Genomic DNA, 15,033 nt, shown 5'->3' on the forward strand with positions numbered 1-15,033 from the left:
ATCCGGCAGTCCGACGGCATCGACCGGGTCCGCGAAGATGCCGCCGGGACCCGCGTCACGGTCCCGGCATGGTGAGGATCAGCGGCCCGTTGCGCGTGGCGATGACGGTGTGCTCGTACTGCACCGTCAGGGCGCTGGGCCGGCTGTAGAGCGTCCAGGGATCGTCGCCGTCCTCGGCGAAGTCGGCGCCCAACGACAGGAACGGCTCGACCGTCAGCACCATGCCTTCGCGCATGATCCGCCGCTCGGACGGATCGGGCCAGGTCGCGATCTCGGTCGGCTCCTCGTGCAGCGACAGGCCGATCCCGTGGCTCGCGAGGTTGCGCACCAGCGTGTAGCCGTTCTTGTGGGCGAAGCTGCCCACCGCTCGGCCGATGCCCGCGAGCGGCTTGCCGGCGCCGACCTGCCGCAGGCCCGTCCACATCGCCCGGCGCCCGTCCTTGCACAGCCGCTCGACCGCGCGCGTTGCTGGCGGCACGGCGAAGGAGGCGCCCGTATCGGAGAAGTAGCCGTCCTTCTCGGCCGAGACGTCGATATTGACGAGATCACCCGGCGCGATCCGGCGCTCGCTCGGGATGCCGTGGGCGATCTCCTCGTTGACGCTGATGCAGGTCGCCCCCGGAAAGGCGTAGACCGTCTCCGGTGCCGAGCGCGCTCCGGCCGCCTCCAGGAAGGTTCGCCCGACGGCATCGAGTTCGCGCGTGGTCATTCCGGGCTCGATCGCCCGGCCCATCACCGCCAGCGTATCGGCCACGATGCGCCCGATCCGCCGCAGCCCGGCCAGATCGTCGTCGTTCGACACCGTCATGTCGTGTTCCCCCGGACGGCCGGAGCGGCTCCGGCCCTGCGCTTGTGCCATCTTTGCCGAGCTTGGCGAAACCTTGATGCGGCGCGGTCGCCCGGTCCCGCTCAATGCGCCGCCGTGGCGCTGCCGCCGAGCTTCACCGTCTTCAGGACGAGCGCCAGCGGCACGAGGCAGGCGGTGAGCGCCGCGAGCACCCAGAACACGTCGATATAGGCCCAGTAGGCGACCTGCGTCGCGAGCTGCTGGCCGATCCAGGCGACGGCCTGGTTCTGCGCGTCGGGGCCGGCGAAGCCGTGCTGCTGGAAGTAGCGCGTCGCTTCGGCCAGGGTCTGCTGGTAGGCCGGGCTCGACGGATCGAGCGTATCGACGAGGCGGCTCTGGTGGAACTGGCTGCGGTCGGCCAGCACATTCTGGGCGAGCGAGACGCCCATCGAGCCGCCGACATTGCGCGCCACGTTGATCAGCGCCGAGGCCTGATCGGTCTCGTCCTTCGGCAGTCCCTCGTAGGAGGCGGAGGTCACCGAGAGGAAGATCATCGGCAGGCCGATACCGATATAGATCCGCGACCACGCGAAGAAGCCGAACGTGGTGTCGCCGTAGAGCCGGGTGAGGTCGTAGAGGCCCAAAGCCACGATGAGGCCGCCCGTGGCGATCAGCCATTTCGGCTGGATGAAGGACGAGACGCGGCCGATCACGAGCATCGACACCACGGTCATGATGCCGCCGGGCCCGAGCACCAGCCCCGACAGGGTGGCGGTATAGCCGTAATATTCCTGCGTGATCTGCGGGATGAACTGCGTGGTGGAGATCAGTACCGCGCCGGTGAACAGCATCACCACGAAGCAGGCGCTGAACTGCCGCCGCGCGAGAAGCCTGAGGTCGATGACCGGGTTCTTCGCCTTCAAAAGCCACGGGATCATCGCGAGGAACGCGACGAGGGTGAGCAGGCCGAACACGTTCATCAGGGTTGAGGTGCCGAACCAGTCCTTGCGCTGGCCCTCGTCGAGGATGACCTCGAGCGAGCCGAGGAAGGTCGCCACCAGCAGGAAGCCGACGAGATCGAAGCGCACGCCCTTCTTGCGCAGGGCGCGCCGCTCGCGCTTGGCCGCCTCGCTGTCCTCGATCAGGAGGTACATCAGCACGAGGGAGATCACGCCCACCGGGCCGTTGATCAGGAAGCACCAGTGCCAGGAGGCGTTGTCGGAGAGCCAGCCGCCGAGCGTCGGGCCGATCACCGGGGCGACGACGATGGCGACCCCGTAGAGCGCGAAGGCCTGCCCCCGCTTCTCGGGCGGGAAGGAATCGGCCAGGATCGACTGCGCCAGCGGCGCCATGCCGCCGCCGCCGAGCCCCTGAAGTACGCGGAAGAACAGCAGCGATTCGAGGCTCCAGGCGAAGCCGCACAGGACCGACGAGAGCGTGAACAGCGCCACCGACCACATGAAGAAGGCCTTGCGGCCGAAGCGCTTGGCGAGAAAGCTCGACGCGATCAGCGTGATGGCATTGGCGACCAGATAGCTCGTCACCACCCAGGCCGACTCGTCCGGCCCCACCGCGAGCGCCCCCGAGATGTAGCGCAGGGCGACGTTGGCGATCGTGGTGTCGAGCACCTCCATGAAGGTCGCGAGCGCCACGACGAGCGCGACGATCCAGGGATTGTGCCCGCCCGGGGCCTTCGCCTGACCGCCCGCGGCTCGGGCTGCCGGGGCGCTCACCGGACGTGGGCCCTCGGCACGACCGACATGCCGGGGCCGATCGAGACGTCGCTCGGCCAGTTCTCGACCACGATCTTCACGGGGATGCGCTGCGTCACCTTCACGTAGTTGCCGGTGGCGTTCTGCGCCGGCAGCAGGCTGAAGGCCGTGCCCGAGCCCGGCTGCACGGACGCGATCCGGCCGGTGATCCTGCGGTTCGGATAGGCGTCGATCGCGAGATCGACGACTTGGTCGGGCCGCATGTCGGTGATCTGCGTCTCCTTGTAGTTGGCCGTGACCCACATCGCGTCGGGCACGAACATCGACAGGCTCTGCCCCGCCTGAGCGTACGCGCCGACGCCGCCGGTGAGCCGCACCACGCGACCCGCCTGGGCGGCCCGCACCGTCGTGTAGTCGAGGTTGAGCCGGGCCTGGTCGCGCTGGGCCTCGGCCTGGGCGCGCTGCGCCTCGGCGCTGGCGCGTTGGGCCTGGAGCGAGCCGATCTGCCTCTGGGCGGCGACCACGTTCGCCTGGGCGCTCGCCAGCGAGGCCCGGCGCTGGTCCAAGGTCGAGGTCGAGGATTGCGACTGCTGGATCGTGCCGGCGCCGCGCTCGGCGAGCTTCCTGTAACGGTCGGCATCCTCCTCGGCGAAGGTCAGCGCCGCCTGCGCGGTCTCGGCCTGGGCCTTCGCCACCTCGACCTGCGCCTTCTGCGCCCCGATCTGCGCATCGACGTTCTGGATCGAGGCCTGCGCCGCCTGAACCTGAGCCTCGGCCTGTTCCAGCGCGACGCGGTAGTCGCGCGGCTCGATCTGGAACAGCGTATCGCCCGCCTGGACATGCTGGTTGTCGGTCACCGGCACGGCGACGACGTAGCCGCCGACCTTGGGCGCGATGGTGAAGCTGCGGGCATCGACGAAGGCGTCGTCGGTGGTCTCGTACGGGTGCAGCTCGATCAGCCAATAGATGTAGGCGGCCGCCCCCAGAGCCAGCACGGCCAGACCGCCGAGGAGGATCCACCAGGGGTGACGCCGCAGGAGGCCCGGCCGCTGCGCCTCGTCGTCCCGCTCGTCCTCCCCCTCCTCATCCGACGCATCGGAGGCCTGGACCGCATCGTCGGCCCGTCTCCGGTCGGAGCCGTCCTTGCGAGCCTGAGCCGGAAGATCCAAGCCGTCGCTGGGCCCGGTGCCGTGCGCAGGTGTCTCTCCTGACCGGCGCGCGGGCGCAACGCCCGGCTCGGCCTGCCGCTGATCGTCAAGCATCGGGGGAAAGTGTGCCGAAAGAGGATCGGCTCAACGGAGCCGAGCCTCGGGTGAACCCGCCTCGGTTGCAGAAGACACGAGCGAGACCGAAGTTCCATCCCACGCGCAGCCTGTGTTCTGGGCAATAGCCACCTGAAGGGGATACTTCACGACATTCGGCACAACTTCTGGAACGTGAGGTTCTGGAACGGGTGGCAGGACGCTGCGTTGCGGCAGAGATGGAGTGTTCGCTCGCGGGCGAGCCGGACCGGCTGCTCCGCCGGCCCGTCCGCGTTTGGTGCAGGAGTGTGGTCGATGGCTGGATCATCCGACGTATCCGGGGTGGCAAATCCGTCCGGTGTGCCGCCGACCGGACCGGCCCGCCTCGATGCGATGAGCGCCATGCTGGCCCGCAACTGGTGGCTCGTGGCCCTGCGGGGCCTCCTCGCCATCCTGTTCGGCGTCATCGCCTTCGTGGCGCCGGGCGCCTTCGTGCTGTCGCTGGTGCTGTTCTTCTCGGCCTATATGCTGGTCGACGGCGTCTTCGGCATCATCGCCGCGGTGCGGGCGGCGCAGCGCCACGAGCGCTGGGGCTTCCTGCTGCTCGAGGGCCTGCTCGACCTCGTGGTCGGCGTCGCGGCCTTCCTCGTGCCGGCCGCCGCGGTCTGGGCCTTCGTGCTCCTCGTCGCGGCCTGGGCCATTCTCTCCGGCGGGCTGATGATCGCGGCGGCCTTCCGTCTCCACGCGCATTACGGGCGCTGGTGGCTCGGCCTTGGCGGCGTCGTCTCGGTGCTGTTCGGGATCGTGCTCCTGATCAATCCCGGCATGTCGGCGCTCGTCCTGACGTGTTGGCTCGGCGCCTACGCCGTGGCCTTCGGCGTGATGCTGCTGATCCTCGGCTTCCGCCTGCGCTCCCGCCACACCGCGGCCGGCCAATCGTCGACGCCGGCGGCGCGGGTTTGAGGGACAGCCCCCTCCCAGGCACGGACGGCGATGACGCGCATCATCGCCGCCAATCGGCCGCCACTCGCCGGATCAGTCGGCGGCCCCGCTGCGCCGGACGGTGACGCGGTTCGGGACCTGATCCGGCTCCGGCCGCCAGAGCGGCACGAGGAAGCGCATCCAGGCTCGGGTTTCCTCGCCGCCGAGATTGCGCTGGGCGATGTCGCGGGTGACGAAGGTCTGGACCGTGAACTTGTCGAACGCGTAGCCGACGAGACCGCCCGCCGCGAACTGCCCGACGGGACGGTAGCCCGGCCGTCCGGTCGGCAGGTCGGTCGAGCCGAAGGCGACGGCACCGAGCTGCCACTTGCCGAACCGCTTCGTCGCCGTCAGGTCGAGGTTCATGTAGTCGGAATAGAACACCCCGGTCGGCGAGGTGTTCTCCAGCATCGTTCCGTAATGAAGGTTGGCCGTCAGGTTCCAGCCGTCGCCGACGTAGCTGATCGCGAAACGCTGGGCGATCGAGGCGGAGCGCAAGGCGAACAGCGTGTCGCTCGGCCAGTAGCCGCCGAGGAAGTAGCTGACGCCGAGGTTGTCGCCGAGCTTCCAGGCGATCTGGGCCGCCGTCAGCGGCTGAGCGATCCCCGCCTGCCACGGGCCCTCCTGCGGGCTGACCGCGTTGAACGGAACCGTTTGCAGGAACCGCAACTGTCCACCCAGGACCTTCCAGGGAGTCGCCCACAGGAACACGAGGAGGTTGTTGTTGCCCTGATTGTCCTGCGGCAGCGTTCCGCGCTCGGCGAAACTCGTCGTGAGGTTTATCTGGATGCCCTCCGGGACCTGCCAGCCGGTCGGAAGACCGACGGTGATGCCCGGCAACGCGGCGGAACGGGCCAGGGCAACGGACGGCACCCCGGCCAGAAGCGCGCACAACGCGCATGTCACGACCCGCGCGTGGCGGCGCGCTTTCCGTCCAAACTGCACCACGTTTCCCCATTGCTGACCCGCGCGAGCCGCCCGTCCGCGCCTGCGAGGCTGTTTCGATCCGTGCGCCTCCATGGCGGGAAGAAAAAAAGGAGAATAGTCGGGCAGAGGCCGATCGATTGATAGAAATGATCGCCTGTTACAAGTTTATCCCAGAAGATACAGGACAGGAAAATTCGATATTTGCCCTATATTTTGGGATTAAAATTCACTCCCGGATCGTATCAAGACGAGAACTGAGGCATGGCCGCAGGGCGAAGCCTCGCGGCTCGGTCTGCACTCAGGCAGCCGCGCGGGCAGACCGATGCGACATCCGCCGCGATCGAGCGGACGCCGTGTCAGGCCATCATCGCCCGCGCCGTGTCGGCGTCGGCGAGCGGGCGCCCAAACCCGCGCGCACCCTCGGCGGCGCGGCGGATCTGGGCGGCGTTGCTCTCGGCCGGACGGCCGTCGGGGGCGAGCAGGCTGTTCTCGAAGCCGACGCGCACATGGCCGCCCAGCCCTGCCGCGACGAGGGCGCAGGCCTGTTCGCGGGGGCCGAAGGCGCAGATCGCCCAGAGCGGCAGCCCCTCCCCTGCCGCGGCCAGGAAGGGCAGCAGGTCGGCGGGCCGCGAGACCTGGCCGGGGGTGTAGCGGCCGAGAACGAAGAGCGGGAAATCCCCGCCCTCCCCGAGCACGCCGCGGCGTTTGAGTTCGGCGTAGCGGGTCACTTCGGCGGCCTCGTAGAGGATGACCTGAAGCAGGATGCGCTCGCGCCGGGCGAAGGCGAAGAACGCCGCCGCCGCGGTCTCGGAGGCGGCGTCCGGCACGATCTCGCGCAGCGCCAGCGACACCGCCTCGGGGCGCGCCGCGCGCACCACCGCCATCTGCTCCGGGGCTTCGTAGCGCCCGGCGGCCTCCGAGGTGATCTGCACCACGAGGCGCTCCCCCACCTCCGCGCGGATCGCGGCGGTGAGCGCGCGATAGGCTTCCGCATCAAGGAGATGGCGCCCCTGCGCGTCGCGGACATGGACGTGGATCATGGCCGCCCCCGCCTCGGCGATCTCGGCGGCGGTGCGGGCGATCTCCGCTTGGGTGATCGGCAGGGCCGGATGGTCGGCCTTGGTGCGGGTGGCGCCGTTGGGGGCGTTGGCGAGGATGAGCGGCGGCCAGCCGGCGTCGTGCGTCACAGGTTCGGTCTCGCGTTGGATAAGGAGGTCAGTCGCCCGCATTCAGGCCCAGTCGCCGCATGCGGTCGGAGAGGGTCTTGCGCGGCAGGCCGAGCGCCCGGGCGGCCTCGGCGATGCGCTGGCCGGAGGCCTTGAGCGCGTCCTCGATGACGAGGCGCTCCACCCGGTCAAGCAGGGCGTCGAGCCCCGGCGCCGCGTCGGCGGCGCCGGCCAGATCCGGGCTGAGGAAACCGAGCACGGCCCGCTCGGCGGCGTTCTTCAACTCGCGCACGTTGCCCGGCCAGTCGGCGAGCATCAGCGAGCGGCGCAGCGAAGGCGGAACCTCGATCACCGGGCGCTGGTACTTCACCGCCGCCTGGACGACGAACTGCTCGAACAGCAGCGGGATGTCCTCGCGGCGCTCGCGCAACGGGGGCAGGGTCAGCGTCACGACGTTGAGGCGAAAGAACAGGTCGCGGCGGAAGCGCCCGGACTCCGAGAGCGCGTCGAGATCCTCCTTGGTGGCGGCGACCACCCGCAGGTCCACCGGCACGCCGGTATTGGAGCCGAGCCGCTCGATGCGCCGCTCCTGCAGCACCCGCAGCAGCTTCACCTGCAGCGCCAGCGGCATGCTCTCGACCTCGTCGAGGAACAGGGTGCCGCCGCCGGCATGCTCGACCTTGCCGATGCGGCGCTTGCCCGCCCCCGTGAAGGCGCCGGCCTCGTGGCCGAACATCTCGCTCTCGAACATGCTCTCGGGGATGGCGCCGCAATTGATCGCCACGAAGGGCTTGGCCGCCCGCGCGCCGCCCTCGTGCAGGGCGCGGGCGACCTGCTCCTTGCCGGCCCCGGTCTCGCCGAGCACCAGCACGTCGGCGGCGGCCGAGGCGAGCGAGGCGACGTCGTCGCGCAGGCGCCGCATCGCCGGCGATTGTCCGACGAGGCAGCGCTCCACCGCGCTGCCCCGCGCCTCGCCCCGGTCGAGGGCGCTGCGCAGGCGGCGGTTCTCGGTCACCAGTGCCCGCTTCTCCAGGGCACGCCGGACCACCTCGACGAAGGCGTCGTTGACGAAGGGCTTCTCGATGAAGTGGTAGGCCCCCTCGCGCATGGCGGCGACGGCCATGGCGATGTCGCCGTGGCCGGTGACGAGCACCACCGGCAGTTCGGGGTCGCGGCGGCGGATGTCGGCGAGGAGTTCGAGCCCGTCGCGCCCCGGCAGGCGCACGTCGCTGACGACGATGCCGGAGAAGTCGCGGGTGACGGCCGGAAGAGCCGCCTCGGCGCTGTCGTAAGCCTCGACCGCGATCCCGGCCAATTGGAGCGCCTGCTCCATGGACAGGCGGACCATCTCCTCGTCGTCGATGAGCACGACCCGCGCGGCGGAGGCCGGCTCCGTCTCAGGAAACATGGCTGATCCCCTGGCGCATCCTCACCGGCGAAACCGCCCCGCTCCTCTCCTTAGACGGCTCGCGCGCCACGTCCATCACGAGGTCGAAAGCGAGCCCCCCGCCGGGCATCGGTCGGGGCTGGAGCGTCGCGCCGAACTCGCGGGCGATGGCCAGCGAGATCGGCAGGCCGAGGCCGAGGCCCTCCCCCGCCGGCTTGGTGGTGAAGAACGGGTCGAAGATGCGGGTGAGCGCCGCCGCGTCGAGCCCCGGCCCGTTATCCTCGACGCTGAGCACGACCTGCCCCTCCCCGGCCCAGGCGCGCACCGCGACCTCCGCCCCCGGACGGCCCTTGACGGCATCAAGGGCGTTGCCGACGAGGTTGATCAGCACCTGCGACAGGCGGATCGGCTCGAACACCACCCACTGCGCAGCCGGATCGAGATCGGTCGTGATCCGCGCGCCCGCGTCGCGGATGCGGGCGGACAGGATCGCGAGACTCTCCGAGACCGCCGCACCGACATCGACCGCGACCCGCTCCGTGCCCGAGCGGCGGGAGAAGCTGCGCAACTGTCCCGTGATCTTGCCGAGCCGGTCGACCAGAGACACGATGCGGGTCAGGTTGGCGGCGGCCTCCGTCTCCCGGCCCTGACGCAGGAAGGCAGAGGCATTGTCGGCCAAGCCCCGCAGGGCGGCGAGCGGCTGGTTCAGCTCGTGGGTGATGCCGGCCGCCATCTGGCCCAGCGTCGCCATCTTGGCGGTCTGGACCAGTTCGCCCTGGGTCTCCCTGAGATTGGCCTCGGCACGGGTCCGCTCCTCAATCTCGCCCGCGAGCCTGAGATTGGCCGCGCTCAGATCGGCGGTGCGGGCCGCGACCTTGGCTTCGAGCTCGCGCTGCGCCGCGCGGTTCTCGCGCACCCGCCGCAGGTGCTGACTCCCGTAGAGGCCGATCAGGCCGAGCACGACCAGCGCCAGGATCGCGCCGACCCGGGCGCTGCGCCCGGCAATGGCCACCGGCGCCGCGTCGGCGAAGAGCAGCAGCGTCCAGCCATAGGCCGGCAGGGCCTGCTGCTCGAACAGGGCCCGACCGTGCGGCGCCGCCTCGGACCGGCTGACCAGCGGCACGCCGCCCACTGTCTCCGTCAGGCCGAGATCGATCACGCGATAGTCGTCGCGCCCGTACTGGCGCGTCCGCTCCATGCGCGCGCGGGCGGCGGTGTCGAGCGGCCCCGTCGCGCGGAATTTGAGGGTGGGGTCGGAGGCGAGGAAGACGATGCCGTTCTCGTCGGCCACGAGCACGCGGTCGGTGCCCTCGCGCCAGATCGTCTCCATGGAATCGAGGCTGACCTTGGTCGCCACCACGCCGCGCACGGCGCCGTCGATGACGACCGGGGCGCTGATGAAGTAGCCGGGCACACCGGTGAGGGTCCCGATGGCGTAGAACCGCCCGATCCGCCCGCCGCGCGCCTCCGTGAAGTAGGGCCGGTAGGAGAAGTCCTGGCCGACATAGGTCTGGGACGTGTCCCAGTTCGAGGCGGCGATGGTCAGGCCGGAGGGGACCAGCAGGTAGACGACGCCTGCCCCGGCGTCGCGGCTCAGCCGCTTGAGATAGGCGTTGACGGTGGCGACCTGCGCCGGATCCTCGGGCGCGGCCAGCAATTGCCGGACCCGGGGATCGAGGGCCGCCGCCGCCGGCAGGAAGCCGAAGCGCTCGATGGCGCCCTCCAGGCTCTGGGCGTAGATCTCCGCCCGCTGGCGGGCATCGCCAGCGAGGCTCGCGGCGACGCGGTCCTCGGTCACGTCGCCCGCCTTGATCACGACGAGGATCGCCGCGACCGCCAGCACGGCGAGGAGCAGGGCGCGCAAGGCCTTGGCGCGGGGAAAGGGCATGGCGATTCTGTGCGCCGGTGCGTGCCAGCATGCTCCCGATGGATCGACGGACCGATCCGTCGCTCCACCCCCATCCTGACGGTGCCGGAGCGGAGGCCTCGAAGGGGGCTCCAGCCAGCCGCACGCGATCTGGAAGATCCTTCGAGGCCCGCTCGCGCGGGCACCTCAGAATGAGGATTGAATAGGATTACGGCCGCAAGCGGGAGCCGCCAACCTCGTCGGCGGCTCCATCCGGAAGCGGACTCAATCCGTCGTCAGCCCCTTCATCTCGACCTCCTCGAAGCGGTGCTGCTCGGCGGTGACGAGGGCGGAGAGGTCACGCTTCATGGCGTTGAAGGCGGCCGAGGCGCTGTCGCGCGGTCGGGGCAGATCGACCCGGATGTCGCGCTTGATCGTGCCGGGACGGTAGGTCAGCACCACGATGCGGTCCGCGAGGTAGATCGATTCCTCGATCGAGTGCGTGACGAACACGATGGTCTTGCCGGTGGCCGCCCAGATCCGCAGCAGTTCGTCCTGAAGCGAGCGGCGGGTCAGGGCATCGAGCGCGCCGAACGGCTCGTCCATCAGCATCACCGGGCTGTCCAGCGCCAGCACGCGGGCGATCGCCACGCGCTGACGCATGCCGCCGGACAGATCCTTGGGGAAGCGGTCGCGGAACTCGGTGAGCTTGAGCATCTCGAGGAGCTCGGCCACCCGCGCCTCGATCGCGGCGCGGCCCATCCCCTTGATCTCGAGGCCGAAGGCGATGTTCTGCGCCACGCTCATCCAGGGGAACAGCGCGTATTCCTGAAACACCATGCCCCGGTCGGGACCGGGCTCGGCGACCTTGGTGCCGTCGACGGTGATGCCGCCGCGGGTCGGGTGCGAGAAGCCGGCGATGGCGTTGAGGAGCGTCGACTTCCCGCAGCCGGACGGGCCCAGCAGGCAGACGAACTCACCGCGGTTGATGGTGAGGTCGATGTCCTTGAGGGCGACGACCTCGCCGCCGGGGACGGGGAAGACCTTGTCGACGCCGGTCACCACGATGTGCGGGGCGGCGTGCGAGGGGGCGGCGCCCAGGGGCGGGGCGACCGGCGGGGCGACCGGCACGGCGCGCTGCGTGACGGCGTCGATGGGATGCGGTTGCACGGACATGGTCTCCCTCACGATTCCAGGCCGCGGTGCCAGCGGAGCAGGTGGTTGTTCAGGCGGCTGACGCCCATGTCGATGAGGAGGCCCAGCGCCCCGATGGTCAGCATCCCGGCGATGATCTTGTCGGACCAGAAGTACTCGCGCGCCTCGAGGATGCGGAAGCCCAGCCCATTGTTGACCGCGATCATCTCGGCCACGATCACCACGATGAAGGCGGTGCCGATACCGATCCGCGCCCCCGACAGGATGTAGGGGGTGGCTGCCGGCAGGATGACCCGGCGGAAGATCGTCATCCGGCTCGCGCCCAGGCTGCGGGCGGCGCGGATGTAGATCCCGTCCACGTGCCGCACGCCGGCGATGGTGTTCATCAGCACCGGGAAGAAGGCGCCGATGGCGATGAGGAACACGGCGGGCGCGTTGCCGAGGCCGAACCACAGGATCGAGAGCGGGATGTAGGCGATCGGCGGGATCGGCCGCAGCACCTGCATCAAGGGGTTGATGTGGCGGTAGATCACGTCGCTCGTGCCCATGAACAGGCCGAGCGGCAGGGCGAGCCCGGCGCCGACGAGGAAGCCGACGACGACGCGATAGAGCGAGGCCATCGCGTCGTGCAGCATCTCGCCGGAGAACAGCCAGAGGAACCACGAGCCGTGGGCCGGATCGTAGGCTTCGAGCGGCGCGAGATAGGCCCACCAGCGCGCCGCGACCGCGGCGGGCGAGGGCAGGACCATCGGGTTGACGAGCCCGGCGGTGCAGGCGAGCTGCCAGATCAGGAGGACGGCGATCGGAACCGCGAAGCCCTCGGCCAGGGGTTTGAGGCGGGCGGCGTTCATCGGGAAGGCCTCCTCAGTTCGTGCCGACGGAAGCCTTGGCGGCCTCCAGCAGATCGAGTTTTACCCAATCGACGGCCTTGGCGGGCTTCGACATCTTGCCGATGCCGTGCTCGGCCATGACGTCGGTGGTCTTCTGGATGTGGTCGGCGCTCATATCGAGGGTGTAGGGCGAGTTGGCGAGCGCCTCCTGGAACTCGGGGCCGGTGAGCTGGCCCTTGAACACGTCCTGCGTGACGAAGGTCTCGGCTGCCTTCGGATCGTCCATGAAGGTCTTCTGCGCCTTCACGAAGCACTCCATGAACTTGGCCGCGACGGGCTTCTTCTCGCCGTAGAACTTCTCCGTCATCACCAGCGTGCGGATCGGCGAGCCGACCGGGGTGTCGTAGGGCTTGATCACCTCGACGCCGAAGCCGCGGGCGATGGCCTGGGCCGATTGCGGCTCGGTCTGCATAATCGCGTCGACCTGCTTCTGCAGCAGCGCTTGGTTCAGATCCGGATATCCGAGGAAGATCAGGTTGACGTCGCGGTTCTTCAGGCCGTGCTTGGCCATCTCGGCGCCGAGCAGCACCTCCTGGATCGAGCCGCGGGTGACGCCGACCTTCTTACCCTTGAGATCGGCCGCCGACTTGATGCCGGATTCCGGCGTCGCGAGCAGGCGGGCGCCGCCGCGGGCGAAGCCGCCGACGATGTAGACCGGCGCGCCGTTGCCGCGGGCCGAGATCGCGGCCTCCGAGGCGGTGGCACCGACATCGAGTTCGCCGGCGAGCATCGCCTGCATGATGTCCGGGCCCTTGGCGAAGATCTTGAGATCGATGGTGATGCCGCAGTTCTTGGCGATCTCCTTGACGTAGGAGACGCCGGCGAAGTGGGCGAGCTTCAGGTTGCCGACGCGGACCACTTCCTGCGCGGAGAGCGGGAGCGGCGCGAGCAGGGCGGAGGTCGCGACGGCGAGGGACGCGAGGCGGCGACGCGACAGGTGAAGACGGTCGAGCAAGGGGTTTCTCCCTGATGGCCCGGCTCTGCGGCCGGTGCGGTTGGCCCCGGCTCCATTGCAGAGCGCATGCCAGCCATGCAGGAAGCGCCAGTCGTCGTTTAAGGGATTGCAACCAATGAAATTTTTTCTTGAGACCGCCCGAAGCTCCGTGTCGAGTGCGGCGGTTTCCCGCCACCCGGCCCGGGAGGGCGGCGGAAATCCGCCGCCGGCGCATCGTCACGATGGATGAGAGATCCGGGATCGCCCGGACCGGGGCCGTAGCGTCAGTCGAGCGGCACGAGGACGATCGCATCCCCTTCGAGCCGCGCCTGGACGGCCTGGCCCCAGCGGGCGCCGCCGAGATCGTCGGCGGTCTTGTAAAGACCGTCGACGGCGATGAGTTCCGGCTCGAACTTGCGGGCGAGGATGCGCGCCCCCGGATCGCCCACGGCGCCGGCGATCGCCCGGCCGCGCAGGGCGCCGTAGACGTGAATCGAGCCGCCGGCGATCACCTCCGCCCCCGAGGCCACCGATCCGAGCACGGTGACGTCGCCGTCGAGATGCTGGATCACCTGCCCCGAGCGCACCGGCGCGTCGAGGACGAAGGAGCGTGGCCGGGGCGGCGCCGGCGGCGCCACCAGCGCCGGGGCGGATGCCTGAGCCGCGGCGGCGGGAGCCTCGGGCGTTGCGGCACCGGGCTCGGGCGGAGCGATGTCCTCGACCGGCTTGCCGCCCACCAGCGGCGGCGGGAAGCCCGGCCCGAGCGAGGTCGGGCCGATCCCCTCGATGCCGAGGATGGTGATCGAGCGCCGGTTCAGCTCCTCGCAGAGATGGGCGAGATCCGAGCGCTCGAAGCGCAGGCCGGTCACGTCGAGGATGATGGCCCGCACCGAGAAGAAGGCGGGCGCCCGCTGCTTGAGCGCGTCGAGTTCGGCGAGCCACTGGTCGATCGGCGGCACGGGCGCCAGCACCATCGCCAGGAAGGAGCGGCCGCGGAAGCGGATCGGGGGACGGTCGGTCACGGGCAGGTTCGCGGTGAGGGGATCATGCCGGTCAGCTTATGGCAGATCGCGGGCCGCGCCGCATGCGGGCGCGCCCTCCTCAACAACAAAGGCGTGCGGCCTCCCCGCCCCGCGTCCGCCGCGTCCGCACCGATGTCCTGCGGGATCGCGGCGTCAGCCATTCCCGACCCGGCCGACCCGGAGCGACAGCGGAAAGGACACCGGCCTGACCATACCCGGATCGCCCCAGGCCGCGGCCAACGCCGCATGGAAGCTCTCGATCGGGCCGCGGCCGACGGCCTTCTCCGCCGCCCGCACCGCCGACCACGTCTCGATGTATCCGGCCAGATCCGCCAGCCGCCACGCCACTGTGATGCTGAGCCTCGGCGCGTCCAGTTCCGGGAAGGGAAAGGGCAGCGAACGGTAGCCGTCCTCGACATGCCGGCGCTCCGGCGGCCAGAACGACCCGATCACGGCGTCGTAGAAGTGTCGGACGACGCGATCGGCGGCGTCGGACAGATGCAGCACGCCGTAGGTGATCAGGGCCAGCACCGCCCCGGGCCGGGCGACGCGGCGAACCTCGTCGTAGAACGGATCGAGGTCGAGCCAGTGCGCGGCCTGCGCGACGGTGACGAGGTCGGCGCTCGCATCCGGCAGGCCGGATCGCTCGGCCGGAGCCGCACGGTACCGCACCCGCTCATGCGGCGTCGCCGCCGCGATCTGCCCGGCGCTGGCATCGGTGGCGACCACCGCCGCGAATCGCTCGGCCAGACGCGTGGAGAGCTGGCCGGTGCCGCAGCCGACATCGAGGGCGAGATCCCGTCCGGGCGCCGCATCCGCGAGAAAATCCACCAGGGCCGCCGGGTAGGTCGGCCGGTGGGCGGCGTAGCCGGCGCTGTTGTCCGAGAAGTGATCCTTGAACGCGCTCATGCGGATGGTCCCTGCTCCCGCGCCCGAATCGGCAGACCGGAGGGCCAGACCGAATCGACAGACATGTTCCCCCGGC

Annotated in this window: 13 protein-coding genes; 1 reads left to right on the plus strand and 12 read right to left on the minus strand. The window is 70.0% G+C overall.

The window, feature by feature from the left end:
- Positions 1-55: 55 nt before the first annotated feature.
- The 3 genes from map to MPPM_RS06040 form a co-directional block, all read right to left on the minus strand.
- Positions 56-808 (minus strand): type I methionyl aminopeptidase, encoded by a 753-nt coding sequence (map, locus tag MPPM_RS06030; RefSeq protein WP_096484272.1) that lies wholly within the window; start codon positions 806-808, stop codon positions 56-58.
- Between the two features lie 101 nt (positions 809-909).
- Positions 910-2,520: a DHA2 family efflux MFS transporter permease subunit gene (locus MPPM_RS06035; protein ID WP_096484273.1), complete on the minus strand. Its 1,611-nt coding sequence runs from the start codon at positions 2,518-2,520 to the stop codon at positions 910-912.
- Positions 2,517-3,761 (minus strand): HlyD family secretion protein, encoded by a 1,245-nt coding sequence (locus tag MPPM_RS06040; RefSeq protein ID WP_432419839.1) that lies wholly within the window; start codon positions 3,759-3,761, stop codon positions 2,517-2,519. Before MPPM_RS06040 ends, MPPM_RS06035 begins: the two co-directional genes overlap by 4 nt.
- A 294-nt stretch (positions 3,762-4,055) precedes the next feature.
- Between MPPM_RS06040 and MPPM_RS06045 the strand changes: the two genes are divergently transcribed.
- Positions 4,056-4,703 (plus strand): HdeD family acid-resistance protein, encoded by a 648-nt coding sequence (locus MPPM_RS06045; protein ID WP_096484274.1) that lies wholly within the window; start codon positions 4,056-4,058, stop codon positions 4,701-4,703.
- A gap of 72 nt (positions 4,704-4,775) precedes the next feature.
- Here the strand turns inward: MPPM_RS06045 and MPPM_RS06050 are convergent, their stop codons facing one another.
- The 9 genes from MPPM_RS06050 to MPPM_RS06090 form a co-directional block, all read right to left on the minus strand.
- A complete protein-coding gene (locus MPPM_RS06050; RefSeq protein WP_244573481.1) occupies positions 4,776-5,615 on the minus strand; it encodes a transporter in 840 nt (279 codons plus the stop codon).
- Positions 5,616-6,004: 389 nt separating this feature from the next.
- On the minus strand, positions 6,005-6,877 hold the full coding sequence (locus tag MPPM_RS06055; protein ID WP_173807884.1) for a beta-keto acid cleavage family enzyme: 873 nt from the start codon (positions 6,875-6,877) through the stop codon (positions 6,005-6,007).
- On the minus strand, positions 6,864-8,222 hold the full coding sequence (locus tag MPPM_RS06060) for a sigma-54-dependent transcriptional regulator (protein ID WP_096484276.1): 1,359 nt from the start codon (positions 8,220-8,222) through the stop codon (positions 6,864-6,866). The genes MPPM_RS06055 and MPPM_RS06060 overlap by 14 nt, the downstream gene beginning before the upstream one ends.
- On the minus strand, positions 8,212-10,089 hold the full coding sequence (locus MPPM_RS06065; protein WP_096484277.1) for a sensor histidine kinase: 1,878 nt from the start codon (positions 10,087-10,089) through the stop codon (positions 8,212-8,214). The genes MPPM_RS06060 and MPPM_RS06065 overlap by 11 nt, the downstream gene beginning before the upstream one ends.
- A 243-nt stretch (positions 10,090-10,332) precedes the next feature.
- The gene (locus MPPM_RS06070; RefSeq protein ID WP_096484278.1) at positions 10,333-11,223 is read right to left on the minus strand and encodes an ABC transporter ATP-binding protein; all 891 of its coding nucleotides are present in this window, start codon (positions 11,221-11,223) and stop codon (positions 10,333-10,335) included.
- Between the two features lie 8 nt (positions 11,224-11,231).
- Entirely contained in the window at positions 11,232-12,053 is an 822-nt protein-coding gene (locus tag MPPM_RS06075) for an ABC transporter permease (protein WP_017486928.1), read from the minus strand.
- 13 nt (positions 12,054-12,066) lie between these two features.
- Positions 12,067-13,047, minus strand: coding sequence for an ABC transporter substrate-binding protein (locus MPPM_RS06080; RefSeq protein ID WP_096484279.1), 981 nt, complete (start codon positions 13,045-13,047; stop codon positions 12,067-12,069).
- Positions 13,048-13,310: 263 nt separating this feature from the next.
- Positions 13,311-14,048, minus strand: coding sequence for a septum site-determining protein MinC (gene minC / locus MPPM_RS06085; protein ID WP_096484280.1), 738 nt, complete (start codon positions 14,046-14,048; stop codon positions 13,311-13,313).
- 153 nt (positions 14,049-14,201) lie between these two features.
- Positions 14,202-14,957 carry a class I SAM-dependent methyltransferase gene (locus MPPM_RS06090; RefSeq protein ID WP_096484281.1) on the minus strand — a complete coding sequence of 252 codons (756 nt, stop codon included), beginning with the start codon at positions 14,955-14,957 and terminating at the stop codon, positions 14,202-14,204.
- Between the last annotated feature and the right edge of the window lie 76 nt (positions 14,958-15,033).

It is taken from the genome of Methylorubrum populi (assembly GCF_002355515.1).
GTDB lineage: Bacteria > Pseudomonadota > Alphaproteobacteria > Rhizobiales > Beijerinckiaceae > Methylobacterium > Methylobacterium populi_A.